This window comes from Streptomyces sp. NPDC001843, from assembly GCF_042891955.1.
Classification (GTDB): Bacteria; Actinomycetota; Actinomycetes; order Streptomycetales; family Streptomycetaceae; genus Streptomyces.
Window position 1 is genome coordinate 375241 of the sequence record NZ_JBIATQ010000003.1, and the last position, 24456, is coordinate 399696.

Annotated in this window: 21 protein-coding genes, 1 pseudogene and 1 riboswitch; of the genes and pseudogenes, 8 read left to right on the forward strand and 14 right to left on the reverse strand. The window is 72.6% G+C overall.

What is annotated here, in order from left to right; translation table 11 throughout:
- Window positions 1-301: 301 nt before the first annotated feature.
- From ACFYZQ_RS10215 to ACFYZQ_RS10225, 3 genes are all read right to left on the reverse strand, one after another.
- Window positions 302-1240, reverse strand: coding sequence for a DUF3152 domain-containing protein (locus ACFYZQ_RS10215; protein WP_389144146.1), 939 nt, complete (start codon window positions 1238-1240; stop codon window positions 302-304).
- Window positions 1241-1341: 101 nt separating this feature from the next.
- Window positions 1342-2280 (reverse strand): MIP/aquaporin family protein, encoded by a 939-nt coding sequence (locus ACFYZQ_RS10220; protein ID WP_389144149.1) that lies wholly within the window; start codon window positions 2278-2280, stop codon window positions 1342-1344.
- A gap of 120 nt (window positions 2281-2400) precedes the next feature.
- Complete coding sequence (locus ACFYZQ_RS10225; protein WP_389144151.1) at window positions 2401-3120, reverse strand: DUF4328 domain-containing protein; 720 nt, start codon at window positions 3118-3120, stop codon at window positions 2401-2403.
- 175 nt (window positions 3121-3295) lie between these two features.
- On the opposite strand from ACFYZQ_RS10225, the gene ACFYZQ_RS10230 reads away from it, so the two are divergent.
- Window positions 3296-3766 carry a hypothetical protein gene (locus ACFYZQ_RS10230; protein ID WP_389144154.1) on the forward strand — a complete coding sequence of 157 codons (471 nt, stop codon included), beginning with the start codon at window positions 3296-3298 and terminating at the stop codon, window positions 3764-3766.
- A 34-nt stretch (window positions 3767-3800) separates the two neighbouring features.
- Here the strand turns inward: ACFYZQ_RS10230 and ACFYZQ_RS10235 are convergent, their stop codons facing one another.
- Window positions 3801-4493, reverse strand: a complete 693-nt coding sequence (locus ACFYZQ_RS10235; protein WP_389144741.1) for a DUF6445 family protein — start codon at window positions 4491-4493, stop codon at window positions 3801-3803.
- Between the two features lie 222 nt (window positions 4494-4715).
- Between ACFYZQ_RS10235 and ACFYZQ_RS10240 the strand changes: the two genes are divergently transcribed.
- Window positions 4716-5480, forward strand: a complete 765-nt coding sequence (locus ACFYZQ_RS10240) for a DUF4142 domain-containing protein (protein WP_389144744.1) — start codon at window positions 4716-4718, stop codon at window positions 5478-5480.
- A gap of 20 nt (window positions 5481-5500) precedes the next feature.
- Here ACFYZQ_RS10240 and ACFYZQ_RS10245 read toward each other — a convergent pair whose 3' ends face one another.
- Window positions 5501-7147, reverse strand: a complete 1647-nt coding sequence (locus tag ACFYZQ_RS10245) for a glycoside hydrolase family 13 protein (RefSeq protein ID WP_389144157.1) — start codon at window positions 7145-7147, stop codon at window positions 5501-5503.
- Window positions 7148-7209: 62 nt separating this feature from the next.
- On the reverse strand, window positions 7210-7584 hold the full coding sequence (locus ACFYZQ_RS10250) for an ArsR/SmtB family transcription factor (RefSeq protein ID WP_389144160.1): 375 nt from the start codon (window positions 7582-7584) through the stop codon (window positions 7210-7212).
- Window positions 7585-7664: 80 nt separating this feature from the next.
- Window positions 7665-7849, forward strand: a riboswitch (cobalamin riboswitch).
- 28 nt (window positions 7850-7877) lie between these two features.
- Between ACFYZQ_RS10250 and ACFYZQ_RS10255 the strand changes: the two genes are divergently transcribed.
- On the forward strand, window positions 7878-9002 hold the full coding sequence (locus ACFYZQ_RS10255) for a HoxN/HupN/NixA family nickel/cobalt transporter (RefSeq protein WP_389144746.1): 1125 nt from the start codon (window positions 7878-7880) through the stop codon (window positions 9000-9002).
- A gap of 4 nt (window positions 9003-9006) precedes the next feature.
- On the opposite strand, the gene ACFYZQ_RS10260 is transcribed toward ACFYZQ_RS10255, so the two are convergent.
- Together ACFYZQ_RS10260 and thrS are read right to left on the reverse strand one after the other, a co-directional pair.
- Window positions 9007-9975, reverse strand: a complete 969-nt coding sequence (locus ACFYZQ_RS10260) for a nucleoside hydrolase (RefSeq protein ID WP_389144162.1) — start codon at window positions 9973-9975, stop codon at window positions 9007-9009.
- A gap of 62 nt (window positions 9976-10037) precedes the next feature.
- Window positions 10038-11309 (reverse strand): threonine--tRNA ligase, encoded by a 1272-nt coding sequence (thrS, locus tag ACFYZQ_RS10265; protein WP_389144165.1) that lies wholly within the window; start codon window positions 11307-11309, stop codon window positions 10038-10040.
- A gap of 269 nt (window positions 11310-11578) precedes the next feature.
- Here thrS and ACFYZQ_RS10270 point away from each other — a divergent pair, with 269 nt between their 5' ends.
- Window positions 11579-12361 carry a hypothetical protein gene (locus ACFYZQ_RS10270; RefSeq protein ID WP_389144167.1) on the forward strand — a complete coding sequence of 261 codons (783 nt, stop codon included), beginning with the start codon at window positions 11579-11581 and terminating at the stop codon, window positions 12359-12361.
- Window positions 12362-12367: 6 nt separating this feature from the next.
- Here the strand turns inward: ACFYZQ_RS10270 and ACFYZQ_RS10275 are convergent, their stop codons facing one another.
- The 3 genes from ACFYZQ_RS10275 to ACFYZQ_RS10285 form a co-directional block, all read right to left on the reverse strand.
- The gene (locus tag ACFYZQ_RS10275; RefSeq protein ID WP_389144170.1) at window positions 12368-13171 is read right to left on the reverse strand and encodes a GAF and ANTAR domain-containing protein; all 804 of its coding nucleotides are present in this window, start codon (window positions 13169-13171) and stop codon (window positions 12368-12370) included.
- Between the two features lie 131 nt (window positions 13172-13302).
- Window positions 13303-14070 (reverse strand): ANTAR domain-containing protein, encoded by a 768-nt coding sequence (locus ACFYZQ_RS10280; protein WP_389144173.1) that lies wholly within the window; start codon window positions 14068-14070, stop codon window positions 13303-13305.
- Window positions 14071-14189: 119 nt separating this feature from the next.
- Window positions 14190-15533, reverse strand: coding sequence for a helix-turn-helix domain-containing protein (locus ACFYZQ_RS10285; protein ID WP_389144176.1), 1344 nt, complete (start codon window positions 15531-15533; stop codon window positions 14190-14192).
- Window positions 15534-15820: 287 nt separating this feature from the next.
- On the opposite strand from ACFYZQ_RS10285, the pseudogene ACFYZQ_RS10290 reads away from it, so the two are divergent.
- Both ACFYZQ_RS10290 and ACFYZQ_RS10295 read left to right on the forward strand, forming a co-directional pair.
- A pseudogene (locus ACFYZQ_RS10290) lies at window positions 15821-17061 on the forward strand (amidohydrolase).
- Between the two features lie 125 nt (window positions 17062-17186).
- Window positions 17187-19160, forward strand: coding sequence for a YncE family protein (locus ACFYZQ_RS10295; RefSeq protein ID WP_389144179.1), 1974 nt, complete (start codon window positions 17187-17189; stop codon window positions 19158-19160).
- 3 nt (window positions 19161-19163) lie between these two features.
- On the opposite strand, the gene ACFYZQ_RS10300 is transcribed toward ACFYZQ_RS10295, so the two are convergent.
- Together ACFYZQ_RS10300 and ACFYZQ_RS10305 are read right to left on the reverse strand one after the other, a co-directional pair.
- Entirely contained in the window at window positions 19164-20231 is a 1068-nt protein-coding gene (locus tag ACFYZQ_RS10300; RefSeq protein ID WP_389144181.1) for a hypothetical protein, read from the reverse strand.
- 87 nt (window positions 20232-20318) lie between these two features.
- On the reverse strand, window positions 20319-21476 hold the full coding sequence (locus ACFYZQ_RS10305; RefSeq protein WP_389144184.1) for a PP2C family protein-serine/threonine phosphatase: 1158 nt from the start codon (window positions 21474-21476) through the stop codon (window positions 20319-20321).
- A 151-nt stretch (window positions 21477-21627) separates the two neighbouring features.
- Here ACFYZQ_RS10305 and ACFYZQ_RS10310 point away from each other — a divergent pair, with 151 nt between their 5' ends.
- Entirely contained in the window at window positions 21628-22074 is a 447-nt protein-coding gene (locus tag ACFYZQ_RS10310; RefSeq protein WP_389144187.1) for a hypothetical protein, read from the forward strand.
- A gap of 126 nt (window positions 22075-22200) precedes the next feature.
- Entirely contained in the window at window positions 22201-23133 is a 933-nt protein-coding gene (locus ACFYZQ_RS10315) for a hypothetical protein (RefSeq protein ID WP_389144190.1), read from the forward strand.
- Here ACFYZQ_RS10315 and ACFYZQ_RS10320 read toward each other — a convergent pair.
- Window positions 23024-24382, reverse strand: coding sequence for a PLP-dependent aminotransferase family protein (locus ACFYZQ_RS10320; RefSeq protein WP_389144193.1), 1359 nt, complete (start codon window positions 24380-24382; stop codon window positions 23024-23026). The two genes, ACFYZQ_RS10315 and ACFYZQ_RS10320, sit on opposite strands and share 110 nt — an antisense overlap.
- Window positions 24383-24456: the final 74 nt, after the last annotated feature.

The window sequence follows — 24456 nt, forward strand, 5'->3', positions numbered from 1 at the left end:
TGCGGAACGAGGGGAGTTCCTGTGCGCTGTGTCACATGATCGTGTGACAGGCGGCCGAGGACTCTCAGCCCGCCAGTTCGCGCGGTCCCGCCATCACCTCCGCGCCCGACGGGGCGTGTTCGGGTCCAGCAGCCCCTGGAGCGTCAGGCCGCCGAGGGGGGCGAGCGGTACCGGGCCGCCCAGGCCTGTCGGCTCACCCGCTGGACCGGCGCGGCCGCGAAGAGCAGGAGGAGGCGGTGCGGGCCGCGTTCGCCGGATGCGGCTGGGAGCCTACGTGGGTGACGGCCCGCAGTGGGTCACCTCACGCCGGCGGCCCGGAGACGAAGGCGCCGTTCTTGTCGTAGGGCCAGGCGTTGGCGACGCATCCGCGCAGGCCCTTGATCTGCTGCATCATCACGGGGGCCAGTTGTCCGGGGCCCGCGCAGGTCATGTGCGTGTAGCCCAGGAAGTGCCCCATCTCGTGGTTGACGATCAGCGCCCGGTAGTCGTGGATCGGACCGTCGAACATGGGTGAGCCCTTCACCCAGCGTTTGAGGTTCACCACCACCCCGTCGGGGATCTCGCAGTTGTACTCGCCCTGCGTGTTCTGGTGAATGCCCGCCCAGCACAGGGCGTCCGCCGTTCCCGGGGTCGCGATCTTCACCTTGAGGTCGTAGGGCTGCCCCGGGCTCACCAGCTGGAACGAGGAGAGCCCGTTTCGGGTCCAGCCCCGGGGAGCGGCGAGTATGTCGGCGATCTCGTGCGCCGCCTGGGCCGGCGAGATGCCGAGCCCGGTCTCGACCTGCACCACGTAGCGGAGCAGGTGTTCGCCGTGACCGACCTTCGCGCCACTGGCCTGCGCGGTGACGAACTTGCCGGTGCCCGTCGAGGGGACCGCGGTCTTGGGCGGGGGCGAGGCCGGGGTGGGCGTGGGCGTGGAAGTGGGAGTGGGGGGCGCGGTCGATGTGGGCGCGGGGGTGACGGCGGGGGTGCGGTGCACCGTGCTCCGCACGGGCGGTGCGGCGCTCGACGCGTCGCCTCGTCCGCCGTGCAGCAGGAACGCCGTCGAGCCGAGCAGGCCGACGGCCATCATCGCGGCGACCAGACAGTCCCGGCCCCGGCGGCGCGGACCGCCCCGGCGGTGGGCGGACCGGCGCCGGCGGTCGGCGCTCCGAGAGGGCCGGTGCGGACGGCCACCGCGGCGGGATGCCGCGGCGCTGCCGGTGGGCGGTGCGGGTTCCCGCTCTGGTACCGAATGCATGACAGCTCAAGCTGGTCATCTCAGATGATGGCCATGAGCTCAAACGGTCACGAAACGATAACGAACGATCTTCCAGTGATCCTCCGGCGAGGGCGTCGGGGCTACTCCGTGTCCGTGGTGGGCCGCGTACGGCCGACCTCCGGCAGCTCTCCCAGCGCGGCACGGGCGTGGAGGACGTCGCCGATGAAGAGGTCGTACACCAGGACCCCGATGACCCCGCCGATGAGTGGCCCGACGATCGGTATCCAGAAGTAGTTGCTGAACCATGGACCGTCCCCCGAGAAGGCCAGACTCTGCCAACCCGCCAGCCAGGTGAGCAGGCGCGGGCCGAAGTCACGGGCGGGGTTGATGGCGTAGCCGGCGTTCGCCCCGTAGGACATGCCGACGGCGGCCACCACCAAGCCGATCACGAACGGCCCCAAGTTCGCCTGCACCGCCGTGTTGCGCAGGTCGATGACGGCCACGACGAACATCACCAGGAAGGCGGTGCCGACGATCTGGTCGATCAGCGGTCCCCAGACACCTCCGTTGAAGTACGGCGCCGGGAAGGTGGCGAAGATCGAGAATGTGGCGAGTGTGTGCCCGTTGGTCTTCGGCGGTTTCGAGGCGGCGTCGAAGGCGTTGATCGCGTCGTGGTAGACGGCGAAGACCAGGGCCGCCCCGGCGAAGGCGCCGACCACCTGCGACAGCCAGTACGGGAGGACCTTGGTCCAGGGGAACTTGCGGCGCACCGCGAACGCCAGCGTCACCGCCGGGTTGATGTGCGCGCCGCTGACCCCGCCGGCCACGTAGATAGCGAAGACCACGGCCATCGCCCAGCCCCAGGTGATCAGCAGCCAGTCACCGGCGGCGAGGAAGATCGTGGTGGGCGTCGCCGCACGGCCCGAGCCGGGCAGCGCCGCGACGGCCATCGCGACCACGCCGCAGCCGAACGAGATCAGCACGAAGGTCCCCAGGAACTCCGCCATGCACTCGCCCAGCAGTCCGCCGCGCCGTCTGAGCATGGATGGCTTGATCAGGGGAGGTATTTCCACAGCCATGTCGGCCCCCTCAGTGAGAGCATCCGGCCATACGACCGATCGCAAAACCGGTCATATCCCCATGGTTGCTCATGAATGCGTCAAGGGACACCGGAGGCTCTCCGGGCGGCCGTTACGACGTCACGACGCGGCGACGGTCTCCGCCGCGCTCCCCGGGCCGCCGGTCAGGGCCGCCAGGCGCTCCCGCTGCGCCGCCGAGACGGCCCGCACGACGAAGGCACCGGCGATCGCCGCGCCGACCACCGCCGCGTCCGAGGCCAGCAGCGGCCAGACCTCGGTGTAGGCGCGCTCGATGATCTCGTCGGTGGAGTCCTCGTACAGCAGGCCGACCCCACTGAGCATCCCGAGCAGCCACAGCCCCCACCACACGTTCAGCGAGCGCGGCAGGGGCCGCCGGGGGGCACTCTTCTCGTAGGCGTCGGCGACGATGCCGCGCGGCACCCACAGATTCATGATCGGCAGGACCCATCCCAGGTAGACCCAGATCCCTGAATAGCGCGGCGGCTCGGCCGACAGGACGCGCGCGTCGTCCCGGACACGCCACAGCCAGGACAGGAACGCCAGCGCGCAGATCAGCGCGGCGCCGCCCCCCAGCGCGCTGACGACGTGGTACGAGTCCTCGAGTCCCGTCAGCGTCCGGTGCACGCCCTCCCCCTGGTCCGGCGGGCCCGAGGCGGGCTCCCCGGCCAGGAACAGCCGCACGTGCCACACCGCCCGGGCGGCCCAGGCGGCGCCCGCGAGCAGCAGCCCGCCCACGGCGCACCGCTCCACCCCCCGGCCCGGCCGCGGACCGGCGAATCGCTCCGTGTCGTCGTCGTGGGCTTCGTGTTCGTCGTTCACCCTGGGCATCCTGTCGTACGCAACTTTTGATTACGCCATGCCAGACGCAGAACAGGGCGCCATGGTCACAGACGACCGCAGGGCTGGTACGCCGTACGGATGGCCGGACGTGCGGACCCGCGGCCCCGGTCCTTGACTGGACGGGAGAGCGGCGGGGGCCACGGACGGAGGCGGGATGACGGGTCTACGGACAGGTGCGGCGCTGACGCTCGCCGCATGTCTGGGCGCCGGGCTGAGCGGCTGCTCGAACGGCGACGGCGGCAGCCCCTCGTCCGCGGTCAGCAAGGCGGCGTCCTACGCCTCGCAGGGCGCGTCGGCACTGGCCTCGGCGACCGCGGAGGCGGGGAAGCGGCTGGACGACGTGAAGAACGGTGTCGACGCCAAGGCCGCGGTGCGGTTGGGCACACCGACCACGACCTCCGACGGCCACATGTCGGTCCAGGTCACGGCGGACAACAAGGCGGACGGCACCAAGTCCTTCGCCGTCCAGGTCGACTTCAAGGACAACAGCGGCAACCTCCTGGACACGACCGTCGCCACGGTCGCGAACGTCCCCGCCGGAAAGTCGGGCAAGGCGACGGCCCAGAGCCACCGCACACTGTCGGGACAGGTGAAGACGGAGGTGGCGAGGGCGCTCCGGTACTGAACGGCCGGGCCTGAGCGGCCAGGTACCGAGCGGCTCAGGCCATCCAGAAGAAGACCGCCGTCATCCGCTTCTCCTCCAGCGTCCGGCCGCAGTAACCGGTCGCGCTGTGCACGAGGTTGGCGTTGTAGAGGAGCAGTCGGTTGTACCGGTGCGGGACGCGCACGTCCTCCTCGAAGGCGTCCGGTGCCACGAAGCGGGTGCCGAGGGCCTCGACCAGGTTGTTGTGCGGGGACTGGACGACGTTGCCGCCGAGGCGTCCGCCGGGCAGGGACTGCCGGTAGAAACTGGTGCCGCAGTCCTTCGGCACGCCCGGGTTGAGATACAGCACGGCCGCGTACCGGCACAGCGCGCGCGAGTCGGTGTGCGGCCGGGGCTCGCTCTCCCCCTCGCCCACCACCTGCACGCAGTTGTGGTTGAGGGTGCCGCCGCCGGGCGCCCGCTGCACCCACAACTCCTCGGCCCCGGTGGCCTTCTTCACCAGCCGCTCGATCCGCCCCAGTTCCCCCGCCTCCAGCCCCGGCATGGCGCGCAGGCCCGGCCAGGTCTCCTGCGTGTACGGATATCCCTCGACCCAGTCCTCCTTGGCGAGACACCGCTGCCGTACGGCGTCCACGTCCGGCAGGACGTCGTCCAGGACCCAGTAGTCACGGCCCTTGGTGGGCTTGCGGTAGGGGAGTACGGGCAGGGAGGCGGCAGCCCTCGCGGGATGCCCGGGTCGCGATGGCATGGACATGCAGCGAACGTATAACCGGGTTCGCCCGGACTCCCCCACCGGCCGGTCAACGTTCGGTCAACCTGCGGTCCGGCAGGTTTTACCAAAACCAATGAGTCCTATCGCTTCCCCATCCGTACTCCTGTGCGTCCGAACCGCTCGTCCCGCTAGAGCGGTTACCCCTACCGGGCAGGAGGCACGGTGCGACTTTCGCGTAACGCGACGGGAACTCTCTTCGTGGGCGGAGCCATGGCGGTGACCCTTGTGGCGCTCGCCTACCCGAGCATGCTCGGGGTGAGCACCGTCTCCTCCGACCAGTCCCGCATCATCGCGAACACCCAGTGGGGGCCGCTGACCGAGGGCGACCGCGACTTCGTGGTGAAGGTGCGGGCGGCCGGGCTCTGGGAGTACCCGGTGGGCCAGATCGGTCTGCAGAAGGGCCAGTCGCCGGCGGTCAAGACGGCCAGCGAGCACCTGATCGACGGTCACGCCGCGCTGGACGTCTCCTGCCGCAAGATCGCGCCGATGCTGAACATCACGCTGCCCAACATCGCGAGCCCCCAGCAGGAGGGCTTCGTCAACCAGTTGAAGGGCGACAGCGGCAAGCAGTTCGACATCGACTTCGCCAACATCCTGCGGATGACGCACGGTTCGATCTTCAACACCATCGCGAAGGTCCGCTCCACCACCAAGAACTCGCTGGTGCGCGCCCTCGCCGACCAGGCCAACGACACGGTTCTGGACCACATGACGGTCATGGAGAAGACGGGCGACGTCGACTTCGACACGACCCTCAACACCCAGACGAACCCGCCGAAACTGCCGTCCACCGACGTGACCCCGCCGCCGCCGCCCGCCGGACAGCCGGAGGTGGTGCTCACCGCGCCGCCGACCGAGACGTCCACCCCGCTGGACCTCAGCGGACTCCTCGGCGGCTCGGCCGGCGGTGCGGCCGGCGGCGGCGCCGGCGCTCCCGCCAGCCCCAGCCCGTCGGCGGGCTAGGCAGGCCCCAGGGGCAGGCTTCAGGCGAGCCACACCGTGGTGTCGGCCGGCAGCATCCCGCCGTCCGGCACCGGTGTGCTGCTCAGCAGCAGTTCACCGGGCGGCAGCGGCACGGCCTCGGCCGAGAGGTTGGTGACGCACCGCCAGCCGTCCGAGCGGGCGAAGTCCAGGACACCGGCGGGCGCGTCCGGGGCCCAGGCCAGTGACTCCCCCTCGATGAGCTTGCGGCGCAGGCGCAGCGCCCGGCGGTAGAACTCCAGGGTGGAGCCCTCCAGCCCGTCCTGCGCCTGGACGGCGTACGACGCGAAGACCGGCGGCTGCGGCAGCCAGGCACCCCCGGAGCCGAAGCCGTACGACGGTCCACCGGTCGTCCACGGCAGGGGTACCCGGCAGCCGTCGCGGCCCTTGCGGACGTGCCCGGTCTGTTCCCAGATCGGGTCCTGGAGGACCTCGGTGGGCAGGTCGGCCACCTCGGGCAGGCCGAGTTCCTCGCCCTGGTAGACGTACGCGGACCCGGGCAGGGCCAGCATCAGCAGGGTCGCCGCCCGCGCCCGGCGCAGGCCCGCCGCCTCGTCGACCCGGGGCGCGTGACCGCCGGAGAGCAGCCAGGCGTTGTCGTCCGTGCCGGGCGGCAGCATCAGGCGTGAGGTGTGGCGTACGACGTCGTGGTTGGACAGCACCCAGGTGGCCGAGGCGCCGACCGTACGGGCCGTGTCCAGGGAACCGGTGATGACCCCGCGCAGCACCTCGGCGTCCCAGCCGGCCTCCAGATACTCGAAGTTGAAAGCCTGGCCCAGTTCCTCCGGGCGGGCGTACAGGGCGCGTCGGGCGTCCGGGACCCAGGCCTCGGCGACCGCGGTGCGGGGCGGGGTGTAGGCGTCGAAGATCTTGCGCCAGTCGCGGTAGATCTCGTGGACCTCGTCGCGGTCCCAGTAGGGGTGGCTGCCGGGCGGCAGGTGCGGCAGCGCGTCCTCGCCGGTCGCGCCGATGTCCCCGACGTCGCGCAGCGGATCGTCGAGGTCCTTGGCCAGGCCGTGGGCGACGTCGACGCGGAAGCCGTCGACGCCCCGGTCGGACCAGAAGCGCAGGGTGGTGCGGAAGTCGGCGCGGACCTCCTCGTTTCCCCAGTTGAGGTCGGGCTGCTCGGGGGCGAAGAGGTGGAGGTACCACTGGCCGTCGGGGACCCGCTGCCAGGCGCTGCCGCCGAAGACGGACTGCCAGTCGGTGGGCGGCAGTTCGCCCTGCTCCCCGCGTCCGGCGCGGAAGACGTAGCGGTCGCGGGCGGCGGAGCCGGGGCCGGCGCGCAGGGCCTCCTGGAACCAGGGGTGCTGGTGGGAGGTGTGGTTGGGGACGATGTCGACGATCACCTTCAGGCCCAGCCGGTGGGCCTCGGCGACCATGGCGTCGAAGTCGTCCAGCGTGCCGAGGCGTGGGTCGACGTCCCTGGGGTCGGCGACGTCGTAGCCGCCGTCGGCCAGTTCCGACGGGTAGAAGGGGCTCAGCCACACGGCGTCGACGCCCAGCGCGGCCACATGGTGCAGACGCTCGGTGATGCCCCGGATGTCACCGAGCCCGTCACCGTCGGCGTCGGCGAAACTGCGGGGGTAGACCTGGTAGATGACGGCCTGGCGCCACCAGTCGGGATTCCTGGACGAAAGGTCGGTCACATCGGCTCCCTCGGAGAGGACGACAGAGGCAATCCTGTCCACATCGCCGGGAAAGCGAAACTTCAGGGCAGGTCGACCGTGCCTCCGTCGGCCGTGCAGTGCTTCAGCAGCCCCTGCACCTCGGCGTCCACCACCCGGTACCTGACCACCCGCCCCTCCTTCTCACCCTCCACGACCCCCGCCGCCCTCAGCAGCCGCAAGGCCTGTGAGACGGCGGGGTCGTTCATCCCGGTCGCGATGGCCAGGTCGGACACGGCGAGCGGCCCGGTGCGGTGCAGCGCGAGCAGCAGCGCGAGCCGCTTGGCGTCGGCGAGCAGGGAGAAACGGTCGGCCCAGGTGCGTACATGACCGGGTTCGCCGATCGCGGCGATGGCGTCGCACACCCGGTGGCCGTCGATGGTGCGACGGTCCGCGCGGTCGGCAGGCACGAGATGCATGACGCCATAGTGGCAGGCGCCGTTCTGTGATCTTTCATACCTGCGCAGGTACGCAGCTATGCAGGGAACCGCTTGCACCCCTACGGTGGGCACGCCGTGGTGTTCGGGAAGTCGATGCGATGTCGACGCGGCCCTCGCCACTGTGATCGGGGAGTTCCCGTCCCGTCCGGCACCCGCCGGGCCACTGGTCGTACGACCGGGAAGGCAGGGACGGCGGACGCACGACCCGTAAGCCAGGAGACCGGCCACGGCAGCTCACGAAGTGATCCACGAGGTGCTGGAGCGTGAACCGGATGACCCTGCCCGCGAAAACCGCCCCCACGACGACGACGGTGCCCGCCTCCTTCAGGTGGCGGCGCGAGGACACGATCAGGACGGCCGGGCTGCTGGCGGTGATCCTCGCCCTGCACGTCGTCGCGTTCGGCATCCTCTTCCTGCTCGTCGTCCCCGAGCACTACAAGGTCGGCACCAAGGCGTTCGGGATCGGCCTGGGCATCACCGCCTACACCCTCGGCATGCGGCACGCCTTCGACGCCGACCACATCGCCGCCATCGACAACACCACCCGCAAGCTCATGGCCGACGGCAAGCGCCCGGTGTCGGTGGGCTTCTGGTTCGCGCTCGGGCACTCCAGCGTGGTCGTGCTGCTGGCCGCGCTGATCGCGGGCGGCACCCAGCTCGCCGGCAAGGTGATGAACGAGGGCTCGCGCACCCACCAGGTCCTCGGCTTCATGGGCACGACGATCTCTGGGACGTTCCTCTACCTCATCGCCGCCCTGAACCTGGTCGCCCTGATCGGCATCCTGCGCGTGTTCAAGGCGATGCGGGCCGGCACGTACGACGAGACGGAGCTCGAAGCCCACCTGGACTCCCGGGGGTTCATGAACCGTATCCTCGGCCGCCTGACGAAGTCGGTCTCCCGCCCCGGCCAGATGTTCCCCCTGGGCTTCCTCTTCGGCCTCGGCTTCGACACCGCCACCGAGGTCACGCTGATGGTGATGGCGGGCTCGGGCGCGGCGGCCGGCCTGCCCTGGTACGCGATCCTCTGCCTGCCCCTCCTCTTCGCCGCCGGGATGAGCCTGTTCGACACCCTCGACGGCACGTTCATGAACTTCGCCTACCAGTGGGCGTTCTCCAACCCGGTGCGCAAGGTCTTCTACAACCTCACCATCACCGGGCTGTCCATCGCCGTCGCCTTCTTCATCGGCACCATCGAGCTGGTCGGCGTCCTGCACGACAAACTCGACCTGCGCGACGGCCTCACCGGCTGGATCGCGGACCTCGACCTGGACAACGTCGGCTACATCATCGTCGGCCTGTTCGTGGTGGTGTGGGCGGCGGCCCTGACCTACTGGAGGGTGGCCCGGGTGGAGGAACGGTGGGGAGCACCGGCGCCGGCCCCCGCCACCACCGACTAGGCGGCTAGGGACGCTCCACGGTCTCCAGGTACAGCTTCACGAACCGGTCGACGTCCACCTCCAACGCCACGTCCACAAAGGCCTGTTCGCGGACGCCCTCGTGAATCTCGGACTCACCCGGACGGGGGCGGCGGTCGACGACGGTCTGACCCCGCGTCGGGCCCGGGGCGAGGGAGACCTCGACGGGCAGCAGGCTGGTGCTGATGCCCTCCGGGTCGGCGACCGCGCAGACCGCGCCCGCGTCACCGAGACCGCCCGCCGCCTCGGCCTCGGCGGGGCCGCCCTGCGCCGTCGGCCGGTGGGCGAGCAGCTCACCGGCCAGCCGGGTGCCGGGCTCGGCACTCGCCCGCAACCGCCGCACCTCGACCCCGGGTACGACGACCTGGTGGAAGACGTCCAGCCCGTACATGGTGATCGGCACCCCGGCGGTGAGCAGGATCGCCGCCGCCTCCGGGTCGTGCCAGACGTTGAACTCGGCGACGGGCGTGGCGTTCCCGGTGGCCACGGCCCCGCCCATGAACACGATCCGCTCGATGTTGCGGGTCACCTCCGGGTGGGTGCGCAACAGCAGGGCGATGTTGGTGAGCGGGGCCGTCGGGATCAGGGTGACCGGGCGGGGCGAGGCGAGGATCTCGCGGCGCAGCAGCGTCACCGCGTCCACGGCGGCCGGGGCCCGGGTCGGCACGGGCAGCCCCAGGTCGCCCATCCCGTCGTGACCGTGCACATGCCGTGCCGAGCGGGCCGGCTCGATCAGCGGCCGCTCGGCCCCCCGGGCCACCGGAACGTCCGGCGCGCCGGCCTGCTCCAGCACCGTCAGGGTGTTGCGGACGACCCCGTCGACGTCCGTGTTCCCGGCCACGCACGTCACCGCCCGCAGATCCAGGTCCGGGTGGCGGACGGCGAACAGCAGGGCCAGGGCGTCGTCGACCCCGGTGTCACAGTCGATGATCACGGGTATGGGCTGACCGGTCACGGCTGGACTCCTTCTGTCGTTCCGCCCCCAGGATCGTCCAGGACACGGCCTGCGTCACCGGGTCACTCCCACAGCGCGGTGCTCCGTGCGGCCACCCGGTCGGCGATCCGCCCCAGAAGTTCGTCGACGGGGAGCGCTCCGGGCCGCCGACCGTCCCGCAGCCGTACGGAGGCCAGACCGGCACCGGCCTCCCGGTCCCCGATCACCGCCTGGTACGGCACCAGACGTGCGGCGCGGATCCGGGCGCCGAGGGTGCCGTCCTCAGGCCCGGACAGTGCGGCCCGCAAGCCCCGGGCGGCGGCCTCCCGCACGACGGCCTCGGCAAGGGCGTACTGCGCCTCGGCAACCGGGAGCACGGCCAGCTGCACCGGCGCCAGCCAGGCCGGGAAGGCACCGCCGTGCTCCTCGATCAGGTGCGCGACGGCACGCTCCATGCTGCCGATGACGCTGCGGTGCACCATGACCGGGCGGTGCCTTGCGCCGTCGGCGCCCACATAGTGCAGGTCGAAGCGTTCGGGCTGGTGGAAATCGATCTGGACGGTGGACAGGGTGGCCTCACGGCCGGCGGGATCGGCGATCTGCACGTCGATCTTGGGACCGTAGAAGGCCGCCTCGCCCTCCACCTCCTCGTACTGGAGCCCGGACTCGTCCAGTACCTCCCGCAGCAGCGCGGTCGCCCGCCGCCACAGGGCCGGGTCGGCGACGTACTTGCCGCCGTCCCCGGGAAGGGAGAGGCGGTACCGGGCGGCGCGGATGCCGAGGTCGGCGTAGGCGCGGGCGATCAGGGTCAGCGCGGCCCCGGCCTCCTCGACCACCTGGTCCAGGGTGCAGAAGACATGGGCGTCGTTGAGCTGGATGGACCGCACCCGGGTCAGCCCGCCGAGCACACCGGACGGCTCGGAACGGTACATGGCCCCCAACTCGGCCAGGCGTAGCGGAAGTTCCCGGTAGCTGCGGGAGCGGGCGCGGTAGATGAGCGCGTGGTGGGGGCAGAGACTGGGACGCAGGACGACCTCCTCCGCGCCGAGCCGCATGGGTGGGAACATGTCGTCGCTGTAGTGGCCCCAGTGACCGGACAGCTCGTACAGCTCCCGTTTGCCGAGGGCGGGCGAGTACACGTGCCGGTACCCGGCGGCGCGCTCCGCCTGACGGACGTACTCCTCCAGGGTGTGCCGCACGGCGGCCCCGTCCGGGAGCCAGTACGGCAACCCGGCGCCGATCAGCGGGTCGGTGTCGAACAGGTCCAGTTCACGGCCGAGCCGGCGGTGGTCGTGCATGGCGGTCTCCTCGCGGTGATGTGGTGGCCGGGACGAGGAACCGGGAGGCGCACACACCGAAGCCCCGGGGCACTCGCCCCGGGGCTTCGGACTCAAGGTCAGCTGTCAGCGCGCCGGGACGTACTCCGGCGTCGTCGTGCGGGACGAGGACTGGGCGCGCTTCATGGAAGGACGGTAACAACGGCGCCCGGCAGGAGGCGACGCGTTTTTCGAGGTTCAGGCCGAAGCGGGGTCGGGGGCGGAGCCCCGGCAGCGCCCGGGGCGGCCCCTCACCCGGACGGCCCGGACGGCTGGTGGACCGCCGGAGGCAATGGTGCCGTGAGTACATGCCCCGCCCCTCGGTCATCCGCCGCCCCGCCGCCGTCCTGCTCACCGCGGCCACGCTGCTCAGTGCCTCCTCCTGTCTGGTGCGCACACCGGACCAGGCCCGGGATCCGGTGGCCACCTCGGCGCTCACACCGGACGCGCAGGACGGCCCCGACCCCGCCCTGACCGGCGCCCAGGCCCGCTCCGCCCTGGTCGGCGAGGCTGATCTCGGCGCGCCGTGGGCGCCGTCCGAGGGGGCGGCGACCTGGCGGGACGGGATGCTGAAGGCGACGACGAACGCGGCGCCCGACTGTCAGCGGTTGCTGGAGGCGCTGTACACCGAGGAGCTGTTCGGTTCGCCGTGGGGCAGCGAGGCCGCCGTGACCGCCCTGGACGACACCGACGACCTCGCCCAGTTGCGCTACCAGGTCGCCGCCCACCGCCCGGCGGACGTGGACCGCGCGCTGGCCTGGCTGCGGACGCTGCCGGGGAGCTGCGGACAGTTCCTGGCGACGACCACCCGCTCCGGCGCCGAGGCCGTCCAGGTGGAGGAGCTGCCGCTGCCGGCTGTCGGGGACGCCCGGCAGGGCCTGCGGATCACGCTGACCGGCGAGGCCGGCACGGACGGCGACGCGCCCGTGCTCAGCGTGGACCTCGCCGCCGTACGCGTCGGGGACCAGTCGATCGTGCTCACCCTCGGCGCGCCCGGCACCGTGCTCCCGGACGACACCGCCCGCCGGGCCCTGGAAGTCGGCGCCCAGCGCCTGGCCCAGGTCCGCGACGAGGCCCGCGCCCAGGCCTGACCGCCGTCAGGGCCGGTCCCTGTCGAACCGTGTGTGATGCCCGACCACCTCGTGCGCCACCTCCAGCGCCGTACGCCCGCAGGCGAACGCGTGCCCGCGCAGCCGGGCCAGCGCCTCGCCCGCGTCGACCCCCAGCTGGGCCATGATCATGCCGATGGCCTGCTGGATCTCGCTGTGTTCGGTGGTCAGGCCGCCCAGCCGGACGGGGTCCGAGCGGCCGGTCTCCGCATCGTCCCGGAGCAGCGACGTCAGCGCCGTGGTCAGGGCGCTCGCCAGCAGCCGGGCGGTGTGCAGGTCGGGGCCGGCCAGCTCACCGGGATCCGTGCCGTACAGGTCGAGGGTCCCCACGCACACCGTGGTGTCGCCGAGGGGCAGTGAGTAGGCCGCGCGGACCCCCGCGGCCGTCGCCTGCTGCGCGTACACCGGCCAGCGCGCCACGGCCGGTCCACCCGTCAGGTCGTCCGCGAACACCGGTGCGGTGGTCTCGGCGGCGCACGCGCAGGGTCCCTCACCGAGCGTGGCCTCCATCTCCGCCATGCCGGCCGCGTGGTCGTCGCTGGCCCCGACCAGCACGGGCAGCCCCTCGCTGAGCAGTGACACGCTCGCGCCGGCCACCGGAAGCAGTTCGACCGCGGCCGCGCACAGCCGTCGGGGCAGTGCCTCGGGCGCCGCTCCCCGCACCGCCTCGGCCAGGGCCTGCGCCGGGTCCGCCCGGTGCGGTGCCGTGTCACCGGGCGCACTCGCGGGGCGCCGGTCCTGCTGTGGGCCGTCGAAACCGTCCGCGTATGCGCCGTCGTCCCTGGGCCGCACCTCCACCGCCTCCTTCAGCCCCGGCCCGGCCGTACTCGAAGGCCCGGGAACGGGTGTCCCCCGCCCCCGGGAGGAGTCCCGACTACCCGTGGCCGGGTGCCCGAAACGGCCTGCGGTCACCCCGCGCGGGCTCACAGTGACGAGTCGCGTGGATGCAGCGGCCGGGGGGCGGGGGGAACGCCGCTGACCTGGGCGACGACCTCCGAGGCCACGTCACGGAGCTTGATGTTGTGCTGCTGCGAGAGGCGCTTGAGGATCTCAAGGGCCTTGTCGGGCTCGCAGCGCCGCTGCGACATGATGATGCCGAGGGCCTGGTCGATGACCGTGCGGGAGGTGATCGCCCGCTGCAGGTCGGTGCTGAACTGCAATTGGCCGGCGATCTTCAGCGCCACGCTCAGCGCGCCTGAGGCGTATCCGGCGAAGACGGCGGCCTGCTCCCGTACCGGCTGTGTGAAAGCGTTGCGCTCGCTGGAGTAGAGGTTCATGACGCCGCTGACCCGCTGGCGCGGCGGCGTCAGCGGCAGCGAGAGCATGCTGCACATGCCGTACTCGTTGCAGAGGTCGGGGAAGGGGCCGAAGCGGTCCTCCGCCTCCAGGTCCGGGATGTCGTGCGGCGTCCCGGTGCGCAGGGTCGACAGACAGGGCCCGTCGTCGATCTCGTACTGCCGCTGGTCGAACAGTTCCACCTCCGGGTCGCTGGCGGCCGCGGTGGTGGGCTGGTCGCCACCCTCGGGACTGAGGGTGACGGAGCAGTGGGCGGGGACGGGCAGGGCCTGCGCGGTGAGGGTGACGACCTCCTCCAGGAAGTCCTCGAGGCGGTCCGACTCCACCAGCAGCGTCTGTAGCCGGGCCAGCACCTGCTCTCCTTGGCCGGCTCGGTCGGTGCGTGCGTCCGTCATGACGAGCCTCCAGCGGAGTCGAACGGTCGTACGACCCCTCGAGTATCCCTCCTCCGAGGGCTCTCCCGCAGTTCAGCGCCCGCCCACACCTGCCGAGCGGCCCGCCTCGGCCGCCCGGCTCACAGCGGCGGCTGGGCCGGGGCAGGACCGAGAGTGGTGGTGCCGGGGGCCGTGCGGTGCCCCAGGCCCGTCCGGTAGGCGTCCAGCGCGGCCTCCACCCGCCCCGTCCGGCGCAGCAGGTCACCGAGCAGCCGGCACAGGTCGGCGAGGTCGCCGGCGGCCCCGGCCCGCTCCAGCAGGCTCAGCGCCCGTACGTAGTGCTCCTCGGCCGCGTCCGTCTCCCGGGCGTCCTCGGCGATGATCCCCAGCAGCCGGTGCGCGGCCGCGGAGTGCACGGCGCCCCGCTCCGAGGAGAGGTCCCCGAGCACCCCCTCCAGCAGCTCGGCGGCCTGCTCCGACTTGCCGCGCCGGTGCAGCACGTCGGCGAGCTCGACGGCGACCTGGCTGCTGTAGAGGGCGGCGCGGGTGGCGGAGAGCATCGCGAGCGCCTCGCGCAACTCGTCCTCGGCACGGCCAAGTTCACCGTCCTGGGCGTACACGTACCCGCGCATCCAGTGGCAGTTGGCGAGCTCGGTCCGCAGCTGCAGCTGGCGGTACAGCTCGGCCGCCTTGGCCAGGGAGGCGTCGGCCTCGGCGACCCGGCCCTCGGCGAGCAGGGTGCGGGCGACGGAGCGGTGCATCCGGGCGAGCAGCGCGGGGTCCTCGACCTGCGGCGCGAGGGCGAGGGCGAACTCGGCGGCCTGGGCGGCGCGGGCGTGGGCGCCCATGTCCATGTAGGGGCCGATGACGCTGGCGTAGAGCAGGAGGAGGGCGTCCGGATCGTGCAGCCCGCCACGGTTGAGCTCGTCGAGGGCCGACTCCAGCAGGTACACGGCGTAGCGGAGCTCACCCGCCAGGTAGTGGGCGACCGCGCGGCCGCGCAGGGCGGGCACCCGCACCGGCAGCGGCTCACGGGCCGTCACCTCCTCCGCGCGCTCGAAGTACTCCCTGGCCTCGGCCAGGTCACCGGTCTCCAGCGCGCACTCCCCGAGACCGAGCAGCGCGGCGGCCTGCTCGGCGGCGAGCCCGTGCGCCTCCGCCTCCGCGAGCAGGGCGGCGTACTGGACGGCGGCCTCCTTGGCCTCACCGGTCGCCAGGGTCCGCTGCGCCTCGGTGAGCCGCAGCCGCAGGCCGGTGGCCAGATGCGGGGACCGCCCGACGGCCAGTTCCTCGAACGCGACGCCGAGCCGGCCCGCGATGTGCCTGAGCGCCTCGTCGGAGGCCCGCACCCGCCCCGCCTCCAGCGTCGAGATATAGGCGGGCGTGTACGCGGGCTCCGCCAACTGCCTCTGTGTCAGGCCCCGTTCTGCCCGCAGCTGCTGCACCCGTCGTCCGACGGTCTCTGGATCGTCACGCTCCGACACCCCCAACTCCCCTTCCACCCCTTGCCGTTCGGCTTGACCAGCCCCTAGGTTAAGCGTCGCATTAAACATGCTTAACATGCCGCTGTTGTTGCGAGGTTGCCGTGCTCGGACGCTCATCCGCACGCTACGGACGCCCCACCGCACGGTACGCCAGAGGCGTCGCCGCAGCCGTGGTCGCCGTCGCCGCCCTCATCACGGCGGCCAACGCGGGCCCGGCCAGGGCCATCCCCGAAACACCTTCCGCCCAGCATGCCCAGCACCGCTAGACAACCCCTAGGGTCGTCCCCATGACCTCCCCCGCCGCCCGGACCGCCCTGGAACTCACCGCCGACCTCCCGGTGGCCGCACTGGAGGACCTCTACCGGGATCTGCACCGTCACCCGGAGCTGTCGCTGGCCGAGCACCGCACGGCCGGCAGGCTCGCCGAGCGGCTGCGGGCGGCCGGGTTCGAGACGGCTGAGGGGATCGGCGGTACCGGGGTCGCCGGGGTGCTGCGCAACGGGGACGGCCCGGTCGTGCTGCTGCGGGCGGACATGGACGCACTGCCGGTCGTGGAGCGGACGGGGCTGCCGTACGCGTCCGAGACGGACGGCGTGATGCACGCCTGCGGGCACGATCTGCACGTCACCTGGCTCGTGGGCGCCGGGCAGGCGCTGGCGGCCGGGCGGGAGACGTGGTCGGGGACGCTGCTGGTGGTCGGGCAGCCCGCCGAGGAGACCGGGCAGGGCGCGGCCCGCATGGTCGCGGACGGACTGTACGAGCGGTTCGGGCGGCCGGACGTGCTGCTCGGGCAGCACGCGGCGCCTGGTCCGGCCGGGCTGTACCCGCACGCGCCGGGGCTGATCATGTCCGCCTCGACGGACGTGGACATCGTCGTGCACGGCCGGGGCGGACACGGGTCCCGGCCCGAGGCGACCGTCGACCCCGTGGTGACGGCCGCGTACCTCGTCACCCGGCTGCAGACGGTCGTCGCCCGGGAGACCGCCGCCGCCGAATCGGCCGTGCTGACGGTCGGCCGGATCGAGGCGGGCACCCGGCACAACATCATCCCGTCCGAGGCGCGCATCGCCCTCAACCTGCGCACCAGTCCGAGAGGGTGCGGGAGCGCATGCTCGCCGCGATCCGCCGCATCGCCCAGGGGGAGTGCCTGGCGGCCGGGTGCCCGCGGGAGCCGGAGGTGACGGTCGGGGCGACCTTCCCGGTGACGGTGAACGACACGGACACCGACCGCCGGGTCGCCGCCGTGCACGGCGAGGTGTTCGGCGCGGCGACCGTGTTCGACCCGGGCCCGGCGATGGGCAGCGAGGACTTCTCCGAGCTGGCGGCGGGCTCGATCCCGTACTCCTACTGGTTCGTGACGACCACTGCGCACCCGGTGTGGGAAGCGGCCGAGGGCACTGACCTGAAGGAGAAGCTGCAGGGCGTGCCGAGCAACCACAGTCCGCACTTCGCTCCCGATCTGTCCACGGTCGCCCCGGGAGTCCGCACGCTCGTCTGCGGAGCACTGGCGCTTTTGTCAGTGGCATGACCTAGTGTTCGGCACCTAGGCTTCTCACATCCGCCACACACGGCCCCCAGGGGACCCACACATCAGCGGCCGTGTTCCGTGGCGCCCTTCATCATTCGTTCCGGGGGGTTCGAATCAGCGTGCGTATGCGCACCCTCACGACCGCCACGACCCTGGCGGTCCTCCTCAGCTCGGCGGCGCTCGCCGCCTCTCCGGCGTTCGCCGACTCCAGCAAGGTCCTGCCGGTCAGGTCGACCGGCGACATCGTGGTGGACGGCGTCCACCAGCGGGTCTTCATCAGCGACCCGAGCAACGGCAAGATCGTCGTCACCGACTACAGCGGCACGGTCGTCAAGCAGCTGACCTCCCTGCCGAGCGTCAACGGCCTCGCGCTGTCGGCCGACTCCGGCACCCTGTACGCGGCCGTGCCCGGCGGCACGGACGCGATCGTCGCCTTCGACACGGCGAGTGCGACCGAGTCCGCCCGCTACCCGGTCGGCGACCAGACCAACCCCGAGTACCTGGCCTTCGCGGGCGGCAAGCTGTGGTTCGGCTACGGCTCCGCCACCGAGGGCAACATCGGCACGGTCGACCTCACCGCGCCCGAGCACACCGTCTCCCTGGCCCAGGACAGCACCAGCCCCTGGTACTCCGCACCGATGCTGGACGGCGCGCAGGGCACCCTGGTGGCGGGCATGCCCGGGCTGAGCCCGACCGAACTCGGCGTGTACGACACCTCGTCCGGCACCCTCACCCGCACCGCCCGCGGCAACGTGGACGGCGGCAACATGCGCGACCTCGCCGTCACGCCCGACGGCAAGGACGTCGTGGTGGCGGACGGCTCGCCCTACTACGAGGCCGTCTACAAGACCGCCGATCTGACGGCCGAAGGGCAGTACCCGGCGGGCGCCTACCCGAACGCGGTGAGCATCGCCCCGAACGGCTCGGTCGCGGCCGGCATCGACACCGGCAGCCAACCCGACGTCTACGTCTTCAAGCCGGGCTCGCACACCGCGGTACGCGAGTACGACTTCCCCTCCACCAGCGCCGGCGGCAACGCCGACCGCCTCGCCGCCGCGGGCCTCGCCTGGGCGCCCGACGGCTCCCGGCTGTTCGCGGTGTCGTCCAACAACGACGGCGTCTACAGCCTGCGTGTCCTCGACGGCCCCACCAAGGCCGCCACCACCGTCACGGTCGACGCCCCCGCCAGTGCGCCCCGCGCCAAGAAACTCACGGTCAAGGGCAAGGTCACCTCCAAGGCCGCGCTCCCGGCCGGCACCAAGCTGACCGTCACCCGCACCGACCTGGACTCCCCGAACGGCAAGTCGCTGCCCTCGGTGACCACCAAGGCCGACGGCAGCTACTCCTTCACCGACACCCCGCCAGCCGGCGGCAAGGTGAAGTACACGGTGGCGTACGCGGGTGACGCCGACCACGCGGCGGGTTCCGGCTCCGACACCGTGGACGTCTCGCGGGACAAGCCGGCGCTGTCGATCGACAACAACGGCAAGGTGTACGCGTACGGCAAGAACGTCAAGTTCACCGCCCACCTCGGTACGACGTACAAGAACCGCACGGTGGAGATCTGGGCCGACCCGTACGGCCCCGACAAGCCCAACAAGCTGGTCAAGTCCGGCAAGGTCGACTCCCACGGCAACCTGTCGGTCACCATCGGCCTGAAGCGGGACGCCACGGTCACCGCGAAGTTCGCGGGCGACGCCCGCTACCAGCCGCGCTCGGCGGCCAGCACGGTCGGCGCGCAGGTGAGCGTGTCCACCTCGGTCAGCGGCCACTACAAGTCGAAGAGCGCGTGGGGCCAGACCTACTACTTCTTCCACAAGTCAAAGAACCCGCTGTTCACGACGAAGATGCCGTACTACCCGAACCGCGCGCAGAAGTTCGAGTTCGAGGTCTACTACCAGGGCAAGTGGTACCCCGGCGATCCCGAGTACTTCAAGCTGGGCTCCGACGGCGTCTCCAAGGTGAGTTACGGCGGCAACCACAGCGAGGACGTCGGCTGGCGGCTCCGGATCCGCTCCTCGTACATCAACAGCGCCTCCGGTGACACCGTGAACTCCACGACGCACGGCGCCTGGAAGTACTTCACGTTCACCAGCTGACGCTCAGACCTGTGTCTGGAGCTGGCGCAGGTGCTGCTGGACGTGGTCCAGCGCACCCTGCCGGCGGCCCGGCACCCTGAGCCTCAACTCCGCGAGCGCGGGCCCGAGTTCACGGGCCCGCACTCTGTCGTCGATACGCCCCCACTGGTGGTGGGCACGGTCCACGGCCGCCTCCACGGCGGGCGCGTCCGCCGCCTGACCGGCGGCCAGCCGGGCCGAGGCGACGGTCAGCCAGGTACGGCAACTGCGCACCGGGTCACCGGCGAACATCGCCAGGTCCGCGCGGACCTCGGCCCAGTGCAGCGCGTCCTCCGAGGCGGGCCCGAGCGCCCGCACCGCGGCCTGCTCGTGACGCGCGGCGACGGCGTCGGCGTCGGCGTGCCGCCCGGCCTGCACGGCGGCACTGATCTCGGCGTGCGGGTCGGCGCCACCGGGGCTCCGGGTGGCGGCCAGCACCAGGTCACGGTGGGCGCCGCCCTCCTCGGCGGTCCTGGCCAGCGCCTGCTCGTGCAACTGCTCCGTGGGCGGCCGCGACCCGCTGCGCAGAAGCGTCGCCACCGCCTTCATGTAGGACGGCGAGGCGACCTGCCGCCGGGGCGGCGGTGGCGCGATCCGCCCGTAGACGGCGTTGTTCCGGCCGGAGTCCAGGGGTGTGCCGTGCAGGTGCTCCCAGGTCTCGGCGTCCGCGTGCAGGTCGACGACCAGGGTCGTCGCGCCGGCGGGGCGCAGCCGGAGCTCCTCACGGATCCAGTGCCAGGGCAGGGCCGTGTAGCGGACGGTCGCGGGGGTGGTGCGGGCCAGCGCCAGGTGCGGCAGGTGCTGGCGGCGGTCGAGCTGGAGCTGACCGGTGACGAAGACGCTGAGCGGGCCGGGGGCGGCCGCGGCGGCGCGCAGCCGGGTGAGCACGGCCTGCGGGTCCAGCGGGTCGGCGAGTTCCACCACGTTGGCGGTGTCGGTGCCGGCGAGCACGGCGGGGGCGACGGCCGCCAGGACGGGGAGCACGGAGGCCGCGTCCACCAGGCGTCCCTTGCCCATCGGTGAGGCCGCCAGCAGCAGCACGGTTCCGGGCATCGTCCCCCCTTTGGTCGGTCAGGCCGACCGGTCGGCCCTCGACCGGTCAGAGCAGCACGGTAACCGCTGCGACCGCGAAGGTGGGTGTCAGGCCCGGAAACGTCCCCCCAGCAGGACGCCCTCGATGCGCCGCACCGCGAAGATCGTGGTGTCGTCCACCAGGTGGCCGCCGCTGTGCCGCAGCACGCCCTCGCGGACCAGCCGGGTCAGCCGGCGTGGCCGGGCGGTGCCCGGGTCGGCGGTGGTGGCGCGGGCGACCTGGCCCACGAGGTCGTAGAAGACGCCGCGGCCGTCCCGGGCCTCGGTCACCCCGTCCGTGGTGAGCAGCACGGTCTCGCCGGGGCCGAGGCGAACCCGGGCGGGCGGCGGTGGGTGGGCGGTCGGGACCAGTTCACCGAGGCCGAGGGGGAGTCGGTCACCGGCCGGCAGGGCGCGTACGCCGTCCGCGCCGATCACGAGCGGGGGCTCGTGGCCGAAGTTGACGACCTCCACGGTGCCGTCGTCCACGACGGGGAAACCGATCAGCACGGCGGTCGCGAAGCGGTCGCCGTCCGCGCGGCCCAGCGACGTGGTGTGGAAGCGGTGGCGGCCCATGCGCACCTCGAGGTGGGCGGCGACCGTCGCCAGGTCGGGCGCGTGGTAGCCGATCTCCCGGAAGGTGCCGAGCAGCGCGGCCGCCGCCTCCACCGCGCCGAGGCCCTTGCCCTGCACGTCACCGAGGAGGACGCGGGTGCCGTGGGGGCCCGGCTGGATGTCGTAGAAGTCGCCGCCCACGCGGGCCTCGGTGTCGGCGGCCAGGTAGGCGGCGGCGTGTTCCAGGCCGGCCCAGCCCGGCGGCAGCGGGCGCAGCACGGTGCGGCGGGTGGTCTCGGCGATGTCCCTCATGTGCAGCATGCGCCGTTCGCCGCGCAGCCGGACCGCGCAGGCCAGCGTGGCGAGGATGCCGCCGAGGGTGACCAGGACGAAGTCGGGCCAGCCCACCTTGTACTGGTGGAACAGGACGCTGTCCACGAGCACGTAGTCGACGACCGCCAGCAGGGCGAAGAGGGCCGTGGTCCACAGCCCGCAGAGGGCGGCGGCGATCCCGGGCACCAGGACGATCCAGGAGATGATCCGGACGTTCGCGGCGGTGTTGACGTCGACCGTCGTGATCCCGACGAGCAGCAGCAGCGGCACCACCCATGCGACGCTCCGGCCCCGGATCCGCAGGGGCTGCCTTCGGCGCAGGACCTCGCGGTCGCTCACGGTCTGCAGTGCGGCCCGCCCTTCATGCCCCAAGGGAAGCACGCGAGTGGGCCGACCGCATCCGGGAACCCGGGCCGTCCGCCCACTTGCCAGGGTGTTCCCCCGGGGTGTGCCCTGGAGGGCAGGGGCGAGGAGAGAGAGGAGTGCTCTCATGGCTCAAGCGGCACCCACGTCCGGTGCGATGACCCGGTACGGCCGTACGCCCGACGTGTTCGACGAGCGGACCCATGCGGTCGCCAGGTGGGCGATTCCCCTGGTGCTCGCCCTCGTCTACGGGTACTGGGCCGCGGCCAACACCCGCTACGGCGGTCCCGTCACCGGCTGGAACGTGCTGTTCGGCTTCGTGACGGCGATCGTGTTCTTCGCCCTGTGCGTGGGCGTGCAGTCCCTCGGCGCACACGTGCGGCGCGAGGTGCACGCCTTCCTGTGGGCGGCCCTCACCGGCATCGCGGTCGGTTTCCTGTACAGCCTGAGCGGCCGCGGCCACACCGTGCTGGCGTCCACGGGCCTGGCCCTGGCGACCGCCGCGCCGGTGTTCGCGGCGATGTTCTACCGCTACTACACCCACGAGGACGCCGCCGGCCACCGGATCAGGTGATCCCGGCCCCGGCCACGCGTGGGCCCCGGTGAGACCGCCGGGGCCCACCTGGCTCCCGTAGTCCGTGTCCCCCCGAATGCAGCCGCTCCGCTCGCGCGCCTGGACCTGCGGACGTGTCCTGGGAGCGTGTCCCCACGTCCACGGAGCGCCCTGTCGGCCGTACTGATCGTCCTGTCCTGCCTCCTCGTGCCGTTCGGCGCACTGGCGGCCTGGGCGTCGTACGCGCTCGCCGACACCGGCCGGTACGTCGCGGCACTGTCGCCGCTCGCCACCGACCCGGACGTGCGGGACGCCGTCGCGGACACGGTCGGGGAGGGCATCGTGCGCCAGGTGGACGTGGGCGGTCCGGAACGCGCCGCGGTCCTCCCCTTCGTCCACGACGCGGTGCGCTCCTTCACCCGGACCCGGGCCTTCCGCGTCGCCTGGGACGCCGGCAACCGGGCCGCCCACAGCGCCGTGCTCCAGGCGCTGCACGACGAACGCGCCGCGCACGACCGGCCGGTCACCGTCGACCTCGCCCCCGTCACCGCCCAGGTGAAACGCCGGCTCACCCAGGACCATGTGCCGCTGGCCGCCCGCATCCCGGTGCGGCACACCGCGGTCACCGTGCTCCCGGCCCGGGAACTGGCCCGCCTGAGGAAGGGGTTCCACGTGCTGGAAGTCGCCGGCTCCTGGCTTCCCGTCACGGCCGTCGTCCTCGCCGCCGCCGGGATCGCCCTCGCCGTCCACCGCCGCCGCGCGGTCACCGCCACCGCCATGGGCACGGCCCTGGGCGGCGCGCTGCCCCTCCTCGCACTCGCCGTCGGCCGCCGTCTCACCCTCGCCGACCTGCCCGACGACGTCCCCCGTCCGGCAGCCGGCGCCGTCTACGACGCGCTCACCGCCCACCTGCGCACGGCTTCCTGGCTGCTGCTCGGCTGCGGCCTGGCGGTGACCCTGGCCGCCTGGCTCACCCGGTACGCCCGGGTGTCGAGGGCCGCGCCGCCGCTGCGAGGCCGGCGAGTGTCCGCAGCGCCCGAACCAGCTCCGGCTCCGGCTCCGAGGCGAGCCCGAGCCTGACGGCGTCCGGTGTGCGGCTGGGGTCCACGCAGAAGGCCGTACCCGGCGTGACGGCGATCCCGCGCGCCGCCGCGGCGGCCGTGAAGGTGTCCGCCCGCCACCGCGCGGGCAGCTCCCACCAGGCGAAACAGGCCTGCGGATCCGACCGTACGGTGAACCCGGCGAGCTCCTCGGCGAGCAGTCGGCGCCGCCGGGCCGCGTCCGCCCGCTTGGCCGCCACCAGCCGCGCCACCGTTCCGTCCGCGAGCCACCGCACGGCCGCCTCCAGCGCGAACGCGCCCGCGCTCCAGCCCCCGGACCGGATCGCGGAGGCCACCGCCTCCACCCGGTCCGCCGGTACGACCGCGAAGCCGACGGTGAGGCCCGGCGCGACCCGCTTGGACAGGCTGTCGACGAGGTGGGTGAGCGTGGGGGCGAGGGCGGCGAGCGGGGGCTCGGTCCCCCGGTGCAGGAACGACCAGATGCGGTCCTCGACGACAGGCAGGCTCAAATCACCGACTACAGCGGCGAGTTCGGCGCGACGCCCGGCGTCCATGGTCACCGAGGTCGGATTGTGCAGGGTCGGCTGGAGGTAGAGGGCCGACAGGGGAGCGGTCCGGTGGGCGGCGGCGACGGACCGCGGGCTGAGGCCCCCGTCGTCCGCCGCGAGCGGCACCAGGGTGATGCCCAGCCGGGCCGCTATCTCCTTGACCAGCGGATACGTCAACGGCTCGACACCGAGTCGGCCGCCCGGCCGGACCAGGGAGGCGAGGGTCGCGGCGATGGCCTGGCGGGCGTTGCCGGTGAAGAGGATCCGGGCGGGGTCCGGACGCCAGGCGCCGGTGCCGAGCAGGGCGGCCACCGCGTCCCGGGCCGCGGCGTTGCCGGTGGCGGCGGCCGGGCGGAGCGCCTCGGTGAGCGCGTCCGGGCGGAGCAGGGCGGCCAGGGCGGGGGCGAGGATCTCCGACTGGCCCGGCACGGACGGGTAGTTGAGCTCCAGGTTGACCGACCGAGCGGGGGCGGCGGCTTCCGTGAGCGCCCGCCCGGCCGCCTCCGGACCGGCGGCGGCGCGCACGAAGGTGCCCCGCCCGACCTCACCCACCACCAGCCCGCGCCGCACCAGTTCTGCGTACACGCGCCCGGCCGTCGAGGCGGCGATCCCGCGCCGACGGGCGAACGTCCGCTGCGGAAGCAGACGTTGCCCCGGCCGCAGCCGCCCGGCCGCGATCTCGCCGGCGACCAGGTCGGCGAGCTGCCGGAAGTCGTCCACAACTCTCCTTGCTCTGTCAGGCAGTTGAAGCGGTGATGAGGATTGCACCGAGGGCAAAGATCTTATTGCCCCGA